Genomic DNA, 13943 nt, shown 5'->3' with positions numbered 1-13943 from the left:
AAAACAAGCGACTCATCCCTGAATTTTATCAAAATAACAGAGCCGGATGAATTTCATACAACTATGCTTTTCACTTAGTCCGTCTTACGTTGTTATCAATAACCACGGGAATTTAACTCGAGAACATGACTTTGGAAACCAGCCCCATGAACCGCCCCCGCAACAGCGTTCTGTACAACACCATCGTTGTTGTGATTTTTTTCACGCTGATCGCCTGCGCCACCACAACGATGGAGGCGTTTCGCGATAGTTTTTACGGCAAAACTCCGAATGTATTGCAAGATTTTTGGTTTAGTTTTTTGGGGTGGAACTCCTGGGCGCTCACCGTCCCGGTTGCGGTCTGGTTGATCAATACTCAATTTTCATTTCAAAAAAAAATAGGGAAATGCATCTTTGTGATTTTGATTGCCGCAACGGTCGTTGTTGTGATTAAGTCATTGCTTTTCGAATATATTTTCAATCTTGGCCGCACCGATTGGCGCAGGATTGACACCTTCCAAGAGTTGGTTGTCCGCGCAATTTTTTCGCCCCGGCTGTTTATTGAATATATGATTTTTGGCTTCATCCTCGCGTTTGTTTTTTCGTTGCAGTATTACCATGTTCTGCGGGAAAGAGAGATACACTCCAGCCAGTTAGAGACGCAGCTGGCGCAGGCCCATCTCAATTCGCTGCAAATGCAATTGCAGCCTCATTTTTTGTTTAACACGCTCAACTCAATCTCGTCGCTGCTGCGCGAACAGGTCAAACCGGAACAGTTGCAAGACAACATGAGCGCCGCCGACAATATGATAACAAATTTAAGCGAAATGTTCCGGCATACGCTGAAATCTCACGACCAACACGAAGCGCCGCTGCGCGATGAGTTTTTATTTCTCGACAATTATCTTGCCATTCAAACCATTCGTTTCTCGGACCGGCTTCGGGTGGAAAAAGCGATTGACCCCAAATTAGATTCTGCGCTAACGCCAACATTCTTATTGCAGCCCATCGTTGAAAACGCCATCCGGCACGGCATTTCAAAAGAAGCAGACGGGGGCGTCATCCGTATTCGGGCGCAGCGCAACGGCGATGAAATTGAGTTTGTGATTCAAGACAGTGGTTCATGCTCGCTGGATGAATTACAATCGAGCGAAGGCGTCGGGCTGACGAACACCCGAAAGCGCCTGCAATTTTTATATGGCGAATCGCATTCGTTTCAAATGAACAAAAACGCAGACGGCGAAACGGAAATCATGATTCGGATTCCCTACCACACCGAACCCATACAAACATCAAACAACCATGAACCAGCCCATTAGAGCGTTGAAAAAAATATTCGCGCCCGTAGCCTGCCTGCCGCAGGCAGGGGCCCAGCGATAGACACCGTTATGAAAACTCAATCCGCACAGTATTCTGGCAACCACTATAAAGCCCTGATCGTTGATGATGAAGCGCTGGCGCGCCGGACGATTCTCACTTCGCTCAAAGCGTTCCCTGAAGTTAAGGTCGCGGCGGAATGTTCAAACGGGATGGAAGCGACCGAAGCCATTTTGCAACATAAGCCGTCGCTGGTTTTTTTAGACATTCAAATGCCGGTGATGGACGGCCTTGAAGTGATTAACGCCATTGGCGCGGCGGAGATGCCCTTCGTTATTTTCGTCACCGCGTATGACCAATACGCTATTGAAGCGTTTGAAAAACACGCGTTTGATTATTTATTGAAGCCATACCCGCCCAAGCGCTTCAACAGCGCGTTAAAGCGAGTTCTTGGTTTTATTGAAAAGCAGCAAGAAGGCGCACAATCAGACAGGCTGCTGCAAGTGATGCAAGAGATACAACTCACCCCTAAGCACATCACGCGCTTGGCGATTCGGACGACGTCACGCATCTTTTTTCTACAAGTCAGTGAAATCGACTGGGTCGAAGCGGCGGGAAACTATGTCGAAGTGCACACCAACAATGAGGCGCATCTATTACGTGAAACCATGACGAACCTTGAAGCCAAACTCGACCCGCAATCGTTTTTGCGCATTCACCGGTCAGCGATTATCAACATTGACCATATTCAAGAAATCCAACCCGACGGGCATGACTACATCGTGGTGTTACGCGACGGCAAAAAACTGGGCATGGGCCGAAAGTATAAAGAGAAACTTAACCGGGCCATCCAATCTCAATTTTAAAGGTTCTTCCGTAAATTGGATACTTTATTTTAATCAATTGAATTGAGATTTCGCTGTGTATGGCATGGGTACAACTCTGCTCGCTTCAGTGCGGGCTTTCAGGCCCTTATGCACAGACGCTCCCAGAGTTGCATCCATGCCTATATTTGGTTTATCAATTTTTGGTATGCAGGAATAGGTTTTCTTAACCTAAATCATGTCCATCCGTCAATGTAGGGACTCACTTACCGGATGAACTATTTTAAATTTTTCGCCGCTTACTGAAACAGGCTGCGAACCGTTTCCTCCGCCAGTTCAAATTCCGGGCTAAACTTCTTGCCCGCAGCATAGTGAAGCAGGCTCGAACGCAACTGCCGCGCAACCACGCGGCTTTCGAGATCATTCACGACATCCATCGAACAAACCAACAGGTTTCCCTTCGCAACTTTGGCCTCGAACAACACGCCCAGTTTTTGGCAATCATTCCAATCGTCAATCGGTTGCATAATGGGGAAGTATGGTTCGGGCAGCGAATCTAAAATAATCGGCTTCGACGAATCGAGCAGGTCTTGCCACTGCCAATTGTTATAGGCGTCTGTAGGGAAGCCCTCCAACGCCGGGTGGTGGTTACGGATCAATGACCCGACTGTGTGTTCTTTTTGTTGAGGGAAAGTAATGCGGTTCCAAAAAATGGGACGGAAGCGGCCTAACGTATTGCTAGCGACTTCATCGCTTTTGGGAACCAGCACCACGTTGCCGCCGGATTGCAGTTCCGCAAGCGCTTCGCGCCAGTCTTGGGTCAACACGACGCCTTTGGGATCGACGGCAACATCTTTTGGATACACCCAAATTTCCCATGAGTTTTTGTAGGGCGTCCCCTCAAACGAAATGGTAAGGGTTAATTTTTCGGCTTGATGAATTTGATCGAGCGGGCAGGCGATTTCTGCGAGGCGGGTTAATCCGCCAGCGGAGATTTGCGGCGCGAGGCGCTCGCCGTCAAAGATAGACTGCCCCGACTCGCTGACGAGTTCATAGTGGACGTTAATATCGCTCAAGTCGCTATCGCGATAATTGGCGGCGTCGATTGCCGCGTTAAAATATTCATCGTTGGTGAAGATGCGTTTTTTCATACGCGCCAGCGGGACCACATCGTTACAGAAGCGGCTATACTCATCGCCGCTCACATAGCCCTTCTCGTTCCAGAGCGCATTCAATACCCCGACGGGAGCTGTGCCCTGCCCGGGGAAATCATGCAGGTCGAGCAACTGAAAGCCCGCATAGCCCGGCGTACGCAGCGCGGCCTCGATCTCTTGTTTGTAAAGCAGCGTGTGGAACTTGCCCGACGCCATCAAGAAATCGTCCGCTAGATGCAACATGCCCGCTTTTTGTAATTTATCGCGAAACACCTCAATATTTTTCGCCTTTAATACGCCCTTGTATTGGCCCGCTTCGCTGAGGTCAGGGTATACGCACCACTGCCCGATTTCGTGACCAATGGTGGGGATAGGAAGGTCGTTCACATAGTCGCGATAGTCGTCCCAGGTTTGCGGCGGTTGATCGAATTTGAGCGTCTTCCAATTTTGCAATCGGGTCGCGTATTGAATGCTGTATTGGTTCTCAGGGATATTGGGCCAGCCCGCCCCGGCGGCGAAATAGCGGCGCGGGTCTTTTTGTTTGAGGTAATTCACCAACTTGCCCAAAAACGCATCGCGGTTTTTTCCGCCGGGTTCGTTGCTGGGCGACATAAATAAAAACGAGGGATGGTTGCCGTAGGTTTTCAACATGCGGTCGCATTCGAGATAAATCCATTCGTCTAGTTCCGTACCATCGCCGAACGACGCCCAACAAGAGCCTTCGGCCTGAATGTAAAAGCCCTCTTCATCCGCCGCTTGAAACGCCGCCTGGGGAGGGCACCACGAATGAAAGCGAAAATGGTTCAAGCCGTGCGACTTGGCGATGCCAATCAAACGCTTCCATTCTTTTACCTCCGTTGGCGGATAGCCGTGTTCAGGAAAGATGGCGCATTCCAAGGTTCCGCGAATAAAAATCGGGGTGCCATTGATGGTGAACTGCTTGCCCTTGATGCCCAATTCACGCATCCCGAATTGCACGTCGCGTTGCGCCAGCGCCGCGCCGTTCTGCTTGAGAGAAAGATGCAATGTATTGAGGACAGGGCTATATTCGCTCCACGCCTGCCAGTCGTCCCCCATGTTATATGTGAGATTGACGGCGCCGTTTTCGGCGTTCCATTTGACGGGATGCGAGCGAGCGGTTGCGTTCTTCGTTGAGAGTGAGAGTTCGCCCTGGCCTGATTGCCCGGTGGCGTTGCCGAGTTTAATTTGAACATCAATCTGGTTGCGGTCGAGGTCAGGGTAAATTTGAACATCATCAAACCAAATGCGCGGGCCGGCGATAAGTTTGATTGCGCCTGCGAGGCCGTTCCAGTTTGATTGGGTCTGGTCAGAAATGCTATGCGCATCTTTACCCACCGGAACCACATAGCCGTTATCGACGCGGATGGTGAGCTGCTGTTTTTTTCCAGGGATGATGAATTCGGTAATGTCGTATTCATGGGGAACGCCCAGGCTGTCTTGCGATCCCGCGCCTTTGCCGTCAATCCAGACGCTGGTTTGCCAATGTGGGCGCTCTAAAAAAAGAACGATGCGTTTGCCGTCCCAATTCTTTGGCGTCTGGATATCGCGCTGATACCACGCGGCGCCCACATAGAGGCGTTCGGGCGTCAGCCAAAATGGGCTTTGAAACTCGTCAGCTTCGACATACTCAGCAAAGCGCGAATCGTCGAGCAACTTGAGACCGATTCCCGTTGTCCAGTTTGAATCCTTGCGCGGCGCCTCGCCGTAGCCTTGTTCTTGCAGCGAACCCGGCAAGCGAACGCTTTGCGTGAGCGTTTGAAGTTGCCAATTCTGGCTGCTGGTTCCAATATTTTCAGGATCGAGTTGAAAACGCCAACGCCCTGCAAGATCAATTTCATTCGATGCGTAAGCGAGAGATACGGTGCATAGTATGAGCAGGCTAGTAATGAAGCGCTTCATAGTCATTCTCCTGATTGTCAAACCGGATTAGCGAAATACGATAAAGAACACAATCACAGCAGCGATCACAAAACCGCTCAGCACTTTTGCCAGGCCGGACGAAGTCATATCAAAGTCGGCTTTCACTGGCATAACGCGCGGCTGAGCCAGCGGATTTGCCAGAGTGATTGCCGACATCACAAAGATGACGACGAAAAACGTGATGCACATGCGAATGAGATAATGCACGTCGTTGATCTGCCATTGCAGCAATCCATAAAGCGGCGCGCTCAGCAACAACGCAGTCACGCCCGCCAGCGGCGGCGCTTTTTTCACCGCGAAGCCAAACACAAACGCCGCCAAAACGCCCGGCGAAACATAGCCTTGAAACTCCTGGATAAAATTAAACACGCCCTCAAAACGTGGGTCAGCCAAATACGGCGCGAGCACACAGCCCACCACCACAAAAGCGAGCGTCATCACCCGCCCAATCGTCACCAGTGTTTTTTGGGCTGCGTCGGGGCCGACATAGCGTTTGTATAAATCCATGGTGAAGATGGTGGAGGCCGAGTTCAACATCGACGCCAGCGAACTGACCACCGCGCCCGCAATCGCGGCGAACATCAGCCCGCGCATACCATCGGGAACCAGATTGCGAATCAACATCGGATAGGCTTGGTCGGGCGTTTCGAGTTGAGCGCCGTATAACTGGTACGAGATGATTCCAGGAACCACGATCGCGAACGGCACCAGCAACCACAACGACGCGGCGAAGACGATGCCCAACTGGCCTTCTTTGAGGCTCTTGGCGGCAAGGGTGCGTTGTACGATAAATTGATTGAGTCCGCAATAATACAGCGTGGGTATCCACATCCCGGCGACGATGCCCGTCCAGGGGAGGTCCGGGTGGTCGGAAGGCCAAACCATGTGTAGTTTATCGGCGTTGTCTTGCATGAACTGGCCCAGGCCGCCGACTTCGCGCAATCCAAGCCATAAGGTGACGCAGCCGCCCAATAAGAGGGCGCTGCCGAGAAAAACGTCCGCCCAGGCGACGGCTTTTAGCCCGCCCCAGGCCGAATACATCACCGCGAGCATCCCGATAATCCAAACGGAAAGAGTGAGATCAAGATCAAATATCGTCGCCAGCGTCAGCCCGCCCGAATATAACACAGCGGTAACCAACACCGTGACATACACCACCACGGTATACACCGCCATAATCGCGCGGCATGTGTTGTTGTAGCGGTATTCTAAATATTCCGGCATGGTGTAGATGCCGCTGCGGAGAAAGCGCGGCAAAAACGTAAACGCGACCAGAACGATGCCAACTGCGCCGACCAGTTGCCACGAACTGACCGCCAGCCCCACGCCGCCCGCGCCCTGCCCCGCCATGCCGACGAATTGTTCGGTGGAGAGATTGGCGGCGACAATCGAGATGCCGATCATCCACCAGCTGAGGCCGCGGCCTGCGAGAAAATAGTCTTCGCTGTTTTTTTCGTGGCGGCTTTTAAAGAGGCTGACGCCAACAACGATGATGAAGAATGTGAGAAAAACGAGGATATCAATCGTGTTCAGTTGCATGGATGCCGTACGTTTCTTTTATGAGGATTATGGTTGTATTGGACTATAAAACTGCGTCAAAAACAAGATGAAACGAAAATATGATTACCAATTTTTATGTATGACATATTAGTTATTGTTGAAAACCCAATCTCATCCCCCCGGCGCCTATGGCGCCACCCCCCTTTTTTTAAGGGGGGCAAATATCATAATGTTTTTGGACTTGTAACACCTGGGGGGATCAAGCAATGGATGGCTCTTACTTATACTTCCTCGCGAAATAAAAGTTCGTATCATCCTTGAAGGATCATCAGTATACAGTAAAGCGCAAATATGCTAACATCGCGATTTATATAACTAACACTGTTCTCACAAACGACTTGCGAGTGTTTTTTTTTGACTGGGGATTATCTTAATTCTTGATTGCACTTCAAAGGTTTCTATGTATATATAAGAATGACAAAAGCCCCATTTCTAACACGTTTTATTTTGATTGCTTTGATTTAAGTGAGACATTCAATACGTTGCATTAAGCATCAGATGCTCTTGGATTCGACGAGTTCAATGCGAGAATAAATCACCAACGCACCTCAATGGAGATGCGTCAATATATATGTGTATCTGCGAGTTTAACTGAATTGCTTTGATTTCACATTACGCAGGAGGAAACGGAATGTCTCAACAGCCGACTCAAAATGCAGGGCGCGAAGCAAGCGAACACGACGTCAATTTTTTCTTTCCCAAAACCGACCATTCACGCGCCAACATGAGAATGGTGGTCATCATGGTGGTGGTTTGGGCGGTCGCGGTGTTTGGTTTTCAGTTTTTGCTGATCGCGATGAACCAACCCACGCCGGAACCCAGTTATACGGCCTTTGAGACTGTCTGGCCGAACATCGAAAACGCCAGCGCCAGTCAAAGTGAAAAACAAGATTTCGCCAAAGCCGCCTTATCGGCCTTGGGCAAAAACATCGCCCTTAAGCCTGACCACAAAGAAGTATTGCAAGATTCCGTCAGCAAAATCGTTCTCAGCCTGATTGCAGCCGACCAAAAAGCGGGCTATCTCGCCAATCTAGCCAACCCGGACACCAAGCCGCAAGCGGTCGCCCTCGCCGTTCAAGCGATTGGCCTCGAAAGCACCGGTTTTGACTCGCTGCGGGCTGACTTTCTAGCGTTTGCGTTAGCGCCGACTGAAGAGGGCGCCGTCAGCAGCCAGGTTCCAGAAATTATGGAACTGTATTTGATCCATAACCAAAGCGCGTTGACCGATTTTCGTTTTCTCGGCTTCCCTTTTCATTATTGGTATACCGCGCAGTTTCTGCTCATCCTATTTGTTGTTCTCTGTTTGATTTTTGCCACCATCACCGACCGGCTCAACACCAAGTACAACTTCGAGGATGAATAATGACAGCCACAATTCTAAAGGGGAGAACAACAATGACACGACTGATCTCAATCACACTGTTTACGATCATTCTCGCGTTTAATCAAAGCGCGTTTGCGCAAATCACCAGCGCCACCGAGCTCGAAGGCAAGTTCAAACTCGGCCCGGCGATTATTCTTATTATTCTGCTGGCGACATTTATCATGGTCGGCATTTTCCACCGCGCCAAAGACACCTCAGCCTATTGGGCGGCGGGCCGCAAGATTTCGCCCATCGGCGCGGGCATGGCCATCGCCTCTAACTGGATGAGCGCGGCGTCGTTTCTCGGCATGGCCGCCATCATGTATGGTTCCGGCTATCACGGCCTTTCATACGTCGTGGGTTGGACGGGCGGGTATGTTCTGCTATTGGTTTTGATGGCGGGGCAGATTCGCCGCTTTGGGAAATACACGGCGGCGGACTTCATCGGCGACCGTTATTACTCGCAGGGGCTGCGCGCCTTCGGCGCGTGTCTGGCGATCTTCATTTCGTTTTCCTATTGCGTCGGCCAGTTCGCGGGCATCGGCCTGATGTTCAAGTGGATTCTCGGCATCGACTACGCCCTCGCAGTCATCGTCGGCAGTTCGGTGGTGTTGGCCTACACGCTGATCTCGGGCATGTTGGGCGTCACCAAGAACATGCAGATTCAGTATGTCATCATCATTATTTCGTTTATGATTCCGCTGTTTATTTTGTGTAACGAATACGGCTACATGGCGATTCTGCCGCAACTGGGCTACGGCGCAGTGGTCTCCGACATCGTCGCCGGGGTTGAACCCAACGGGTTAGCCAACGTGATGGGGCATGAGTTTGGCATTCTTCCATCAGCCGAATTCGCCATGCCGTGGGACCCGGCCACCGGGCAGACCTCGTTTCAATGGATGGCGATTTGCTTCTCATTGATGATCGGAACCGCCGGGCTGCCGCACGTCATTCAGCGCTTTTACGTCGTCCCCCGCGCAAAAGACGCGCGTTGGTCGGTGGTATGGGGCCTGTTCTTTATTTCGCTTCTCTATTGGAGCGCACCGGTTTATTCCGCATTTGGTAAAATCCTTTCCGCCAACCCCGAAGTCGGCGTGTTAGCCAAAGACGCCATCGTGGTATACACCGCGCAGTTGGGCGATGTATACCCGCTAGTCATAGGGCTTCTCGCGGCGGGCGCGGTCTCGGCTGCGTTCTCTACTGTCTCCGGCCTGCTGGTTGCAGGCGCATCGGCCTTCTCGCACGATTTGTATTTCAAAGTGATTAACCCGCAAGCGACCGAACGCACCCAGATGTTTATGGCGCGTCTCGGCACCGTCCTGATGGCGATTGCGGTCACGATTGTTGCGCTGATGAAACTGGGCCTGATCGCCCAGCTGGTTGCGCTGGCGTTTTCGCTGGCGGGCTGCACCATCTTCCCGCTATTTTTGTTGGGCATCTGGTGGAGCGGCTCCAACCGCGCCGGAGCGTGGGCGGGATTGCTCACAGGCAGCGCCGTCTCGATGATCGCGCTGGTTTATTTCGTCTGCGGAAAATACAACGTTACGCTGCCCGCGCATGAGATGGTGACTTACTACCTCAACGCCTGGTACTTCGCATGGTTGGGCGCACCGCTGGCCATTATCGCCAACATCCTGGTCTCGATTGCCACGGGGCGAAATACGCCGATTGAGATCAAAGAGTTCCTCGCCAAAAAAGTTCACGGCTATTAAGATTAATCCTTGTTGATGATTCCGCCCTTCTTCTGTTCTCAGAGGAGGGGCGGTTGTTTTTATGCTTGTTCTTCGATCCGACTCATGTAATCTATAAGCAGCAAAAAAATATGCGTCATTGCGAATGAGCCAGAATTGCGTGAAAGCATTTCGCGTCTTTGCGGCTCGGCGGGAGCCTCGCCCTCCCCTTGTTTCGGTCGTTCCACACCCGCGCAATGCCACGACAAGGGCTAATGGCAACGCCATGAGATACATCACGAACCGGGGCTTCTTCTTCCGCATCATTCTTCCATCGCTGCTGACGATTGTTTTATTTGTCGCCATTTTGTTTTTTCTATTGGTCCCCTTTTTTGAAGACTCCATCCTCGAACGCAAACGCGAGATGATTCGCGAGTTGACCTACTCGGCGTGGAGCGTTCTCGCTGAATTAGAAACCGAAGAGCGCGACGGCAAACTCACCCGTGCAGAAGCGCAACAACGCGCCATCGCCCGCATCCAGTTTCTGCGATATGGCTATGAGGGCAAAGACTATTTTTGGATCACCGACATGGAACCGCGCATGGTGGTCCACCCCTACTTGCCCGACTTAAACAATCAAAGCCTGACCGATTATGAAGACCCGACGGGCAAGCGCATGTTTGTTGAATTTGTCAATGTGGTAAAACAAAACGGTGAGGGGTTCGTCGATTATATGTGGCAATGGAAAGACGACCAAAGCCGCATCGTACCCAAACTTTCGTTCGTGAAACAATTTGAGCCGTGGGGATGGATCATCGGCACCGGCATCTACATTGAAGACGTTAAAGAAGAAATCGGCGCAATCACCAACCATCTCATTTTCATCTCATTCGGCATTACGGCATTGGTTTCGTTGCTGCTGACATTCATCGCCTGGCAAAGTTCAAACATTGAAATTCAGCGCGTCCACGCGGAAAACGAACTGCGGGCGTCTCGCGAAAAATACAAGACGCTGGTCGAAGCCTCGACCGAAGGCTTCATCATACTGGCCAACAATGAGGCGTTTTATTCCAACCAAAAAGCGCAAGACATGCTGGGGTATGACGCCAACGAGTTTGAGGGCCTCTCTCTCGAACAATTATTTGACGAGGCGTTTTTTACGCAATCCTACTGGGAAGATTTTCTCTCAGACAGCGACGTCCCGCCGCAACACCCTTGCCATCTCATCACAAAAGACGGCGAGCCAATTGAGGTTTTACTCTCTGCGTCCAAAGTCGTGTTCGCCTACAAGCAGGCGGTGTTATTAATCGTTAAAGACGCGCACCAGCCCAGCGACAACGAAATTGAAAACGGGCAAGCCGACATACACTACCAAGCCATGACGGAACGGCTCGACATCGCCATTTTTCTTTCAACGCTTGATAAAAACCCGCGCTTCACCAAAGCCAATTCTGCGCTGCTGGCGCTTCTGGGGTATGAGAGCGAAGCCGAACTGGCGGCGGTTTCTCTGCGCGCGATATTTGCGGATGAAAGCGCTTACCACCAATTTCTTCATTCACTCAACCACGATGGATGCGCCCGCTACACCGACATTCGCCTGCAATGTAAAGACGGCGCATTGGTCCACGCCTCGCTGTCTGCGGCGGCATCGAACGCAAACGCCTACTCCCGCATGTTCATGGGCGTGATTGAAGATAAGACCAAGCAAAAAAACGCGGACAACCAAAAAAGCCGCCTGCTGGCTGACATGCAAACCTCACAACACCACTTGATGCAGCCGGTGACGCAATCATCCGCCAAACGGGTTTCATGCCGCATGGAACAGCCAATTCATATTGTGATTTCACTTATGAATAAAAACAAATCCAGCGCCGTCTTGGTTGAGTCCGACGAAGGCCAAGCGGTCGGAATCATTACCGAACACGACATCAACGCGCGCGTACTCAAGGGAGAGATTGACTTAGACCGCCCAGCGTTTGAGATCATGAGTTCGCCCCTGATTACGCTCAACGAGCAAGCCTTGTTATTTGAAGCCGCGCTATTAATGGCGGAGAATAAAATTCGCCACATCCCCATCCGGCAATCAAACGGCGAGATTCAAGGCGTCATCACAGACCATGAACTGCTGTTTGCCCACAGCCATTCGCCCGCGCTTCTCATACAAACGATACGCGCGGCCTCCTCGGCGATTGACTTAAACGAATGCCGCGAACAATTGACGGCGAGCATTCAGGCGCTGCTTGAAAGCGGCGCGCGCGCGCAAAGCATGACCCGCCTGATTACGAACATCGCCGATGAAATTGCGCAACGCGCCATTCATCTCGCCATCGAAGAATGCGGCCCGCCGCCGGTCGCGTTCGCCTTCATCGCGCTTGGCAGCGAAGGGCGCGGCGAGCAGACTCTCATCACCGACCAGGACAACGCCATCATTTATGAAGACGTTGACGAAAGCCAGGCTGAATCCGTCCAGGCCTATCTCAGCGCCGTGGCAAAAACCGTTTGCATGAATTTAGACCAGTGCGGCTACACCCTCTGCAAAGGCGGCGTGATGGCCATGAACCCCAAATGGCTGCAACCCATCAGCGTTTGGGAACAATATTTTTCCGACTGGATTCACAACCCTGACCCGCAAGCGTTTTTGGATTTAAAGATATTTTTCGACTACCGCCTGCTCTATGGCGAGCCAAAACTGGTACAACGCCTGACCCGGCATCTGCACGCAACATCAAGCGGCAAAGCGGCGTTTTATCAATGCCTCGCACAGAACACGCTTCTGCTGAAGCCGCCGCTGGGACTATTTGGAAACATCGTCGTTCAAAACCGAGAGGGGCGCCCTGAAACCTTTGACATCAAAGAAGCGATGATCCCCATCGTTGACTTCGCCCGGCTCTACGCCCTGCAACACCAGATTCAAGAAACCCATACCGTTCAGCGCCTGACCGCGATGCGGGAGAGGGGCGCCCTGACCGAAAGCGCCTTTGAAAACGCCGTGCAAACGTATGAGTTCCTTATGCAACTGCGGCTAAAACATCAGGCGATCAAGATCAGCCAAAACACCGAAGCCGATAACTTTATCAACCCAAAAGCGCTTAGCAATCTCGACGGCGCCATTCTGAAAAAAGCCTTCTCGCATATCACCGACCTGCAATCTAAAATTAGTTATGACTTCACGGGTTCGGCGTAGCGGCTTCAGAGAAGATGGCCTTCAAGCGCCCGATGGCGACATGAGGCTCCACCTTAAAGCATTCAGAAATACACGGCGTTTGCTGGTTTTGCTTTTTGAATTCAACCGCAAAATCCAACCACGGAACGCTGCCGTCGCATACGCATAAATGCTCGTCGTTCTCTCCATTATTATCATGAAAATGAATGGCGCTGATGCGGGAGCCAAACTGTTTCAAAAAAGCCAACACGCCATCGTTGGTATTCGCGTGGCCTACGTCTAAGCACATGCCCACTTGATCGGATTGAATCACGCCGAACAGATATTCGAAATCATCCAGGCAGTCGCCAAGATGGTGCACTTCACGCTCGCCGGAGATTGAAGGCGCGTTTTCTAAGGCCAAGACGACGGAGCTATTCGCGAAGCCGCGCAAGATTTTTTCGATGCTGCGCGCGGCCTGCTCAAGCATCTGCTTGCGGCGCCACGACCAGGGCTTCAACGCGCTGAAATGGCCGAGATGGCAGGTGATGTGAGCGGCGTTGATTTGATGGGCGATCTCAAGACACTGCTTGGCGTCTTGAATATGCGGCTTGCGCAAAAAATAATTGCCCGCCAGGTTCATATCCACATCCGCGTGAAAACTATAGCGAATGCCGGTTTGCTGTGAAAATTGATTGAGCAACTCGATTCGGGGCAACGTGAATGTGTGTAATTGAGAATGGGCGGCATTCAAATCAATTTCTAAGTGGCGAATCGAATGCTGAAGCGCATAATCAAAACAGTCTTCGACGGGCCTGCCATATACATTAAAGCCAAAAACATTCATACCCAATCGCCGTTCATCAAGGTGCTTTTATTATACGCAAGGAAAAATCCATTGATACGCTTTCAATACCCTCAAATCAATTGCCGGGTATCATTCTGCGAAAAAACGGAGAATAATGCCTGGCAATAAAAAATAACTTCAACAGG

Annotated in this window: 8 protein-coding genes; 5 read left to right on the top strand and 3 right to left on the bottom strand. The window is 51.3% G+C overall.

Going from position 1 to position 13943, the window contains the following annotated elements; genetic code table 11:
- Positions 1-146 precede the first annotated feature (146 nt).
- Both P9L94_13920 and P9L94_13915 read left to right on the top strand, forming a co-directional pair.
- Complete coding sequence (locus P9L94_13920; GenBank protein ID MDP8245177.1) at positions 147-1298, top strand: histidine kinase; 1152 nt, start codon at positions 147-149, stop codon at positions 1296-1298.
- Between the two features lie 69 nt (positions 1299-1367).
- Complete coding sequence (locus P9L94_13915; GenBank protein MDP8245176.1) at positions 1368-2162, top strand: LytTR family DNA-binding domain-containing protein; 795 nt, start codon at positions 1368-1370, stop codon at positions 2160-2162.
- A 257-nt stretch (positions 2163-2419) separates the two neighbouring features.
- Here P9L94_13915 and P9L94_13910 read toward each other — a convergent pair whose 3' ends face one another.
- The gene (locus P9L94_13910; GenBank protein ID MDP8245175.1) at positions 2420-5194 is read right to left on the bottom strand and encodes a glycoside hydrolase family 2 TIM barrel-domain containing protein; all 2775 of its coding nucleotides are present in this window, start codon (positions 5192-5194) and stop codon (positions 2420-2422) included.
- Between the two features lie 27 nt (positions 5195-5221).
- Positions 5222-6754: a solute:sodium symporter family transporter gene (locus P9L94_13905; protein ID MDP8245174.1), complete on the bottom strand. Its 1533-nt coding sequence runs from the start codon at positions 6752-6754 to the stop codon at positions 5222-5224.
- A 652-nt stretch (positions 6755-7406) separates the two neighbouring features.
- On the opposite strand from P9L94_13905, the gene P9L94_13900 reads away from it, so the two are divergent.
- The 3 genes from P9L94_13900 (at position 7407) to P9L94_13890 (ending at position 12992) form a co-directional block, all read left to right on the top strand.
- Positions 7407-8138, top strand: coding sequence for a DUF4212 domain-containing protein (locus P9L94_13900; GenBank protein MDP8245173.1), 732 nt, complete (start codon positions 7407-7409; stop codon positions 8136-8138).
- Positions 8139-8170: 32 nt separating this feature from the next.
- Complete coding sequence (locus P9L94_13895; protein ID MDP8245172.1) at positions 8171-9850, top strand: VC_2705 family sodium/solute symporter; 1680 nt, start codon at positions 8171-8173, stop codon at positions 9848-9850.
- Between the two features lie 244 nt (positions 9851-10094).
- A complete protein-coding gene (locus P9L94_13890; protein MDP8245171.1) occupies positions 10095-12992 on the top strand; it encodes a DUF294 nucleotidyltransferase-like domain-containing protein in 2898 nt (965 codons plus the stop codon).
- On the opposite strand, the gene P9L94_13885 is transcribed toward P9L94_13890, so the two are convergent.
- Positions 12976-13797 carry a sugar phosphate isomerase/epimerase family protein gene (locus P9L94_13885; protein MDP8245170.1) on the bottom strand — a complete coding sequence of 274 codons (822 nt, stop codon included), beginning with the start codon at positions 13795-13797 and terminating at the stop codon, positions 12976-12978. The two genes, P9L94_13890 and P9L94_13885, sit on opposite strands and share 17 nt — an antisense overlap.
- Positions 13798-13943: the final 146 nt, after the last annotated feature.

Source organism: Candidatus Hinthialibacter antarcticus (assembly GCA_030765645.1).
Lineage (GTDB): Bacteria > Hinthialibacterota > Hinthialibacteria > Hinthialibacterales > Hinthialibacteraceae > Hinthialibacter > Hinthialibacter antarcticus.
This window is presented reverse-complemented; position numbering and strand designations above follow the sequence as displayed.